Here is a 640-nt window from a genome sequence, read left to right as displayed (position 1 = left end):
CTTCGCGTGCGGGTGTGTACCGCCCTGGTGAGTCCGTTTTCTACGTGTCCGGCGTGGACGGGGGTCTTGCCGGGCATGCGGGGTTTGGTGCGGAGGGTGATGTGCCGTTGACGGGTGACTGGAACGGTGACGGCAAGGACACCTTCGGTGTGTACCGTCCTTCGACTCAGGCGTTCTCTTTCACCGATGACAACTCTTCGGTGTCGATGCTGAGTCAGTTCGGCAATCCGGGGGATGTTCCGCTGGTTGGTGACTGGAACGGGGATGGCAAGGACAGTCTGGGTGTCTACCGGCCGTCGGACCAGACCTTCTATCTCACTGATGACAACCTCTCGGTGGCGTACGCGGTGAAGATGGGCGTCGAGGGTGATTCCCCGATGACGGGTGACTGGAACGGTGACGGCAAGGACACCGTTGGCGTCTACCGGGGTTCGGACCAGACCTTCTATCTGAGCGACTCCACGTCCAGCGCGAACGTGGACCATCGGACGACGTTCGGCAATCCGGGGGACGTTCCGATCAAGGGTGACTGGAACGGTGACGGCACCGACAAGATCGGTGTCTACCGGCCCGAGGCTTCCGACTTCTTCGGCGCGGCCAAGGACTCCGACACGGTCATCTACCAGGCCCGCTTCGGCGT

The 640-nt window shown here is 62.2% G+C and carries 1 pseudogene; it reads left to right on the top strand.

The features are described from left to right. Positions 1 to 44: 44 nt before the first annotated feature. Positions 45 to 640: pseudogene (locus tag IF02_RS32855) on the top strand (hypothetical protein); the annotation flags it as partial.

Source organism: Streptomyces sp. NRRL S-244 (assembly GCF_000717915.1).
Lineage (GTDB): Bacteria > Actinomycetota > Actinomycetes > Streptomycetales > Streptomycetaceae > Streptomyces.
The sequence above is the reverse complement of the archived record's forward strand: the minus strand, read 5'-3'. Positions and strand labels throughout refer to the sequence as shown.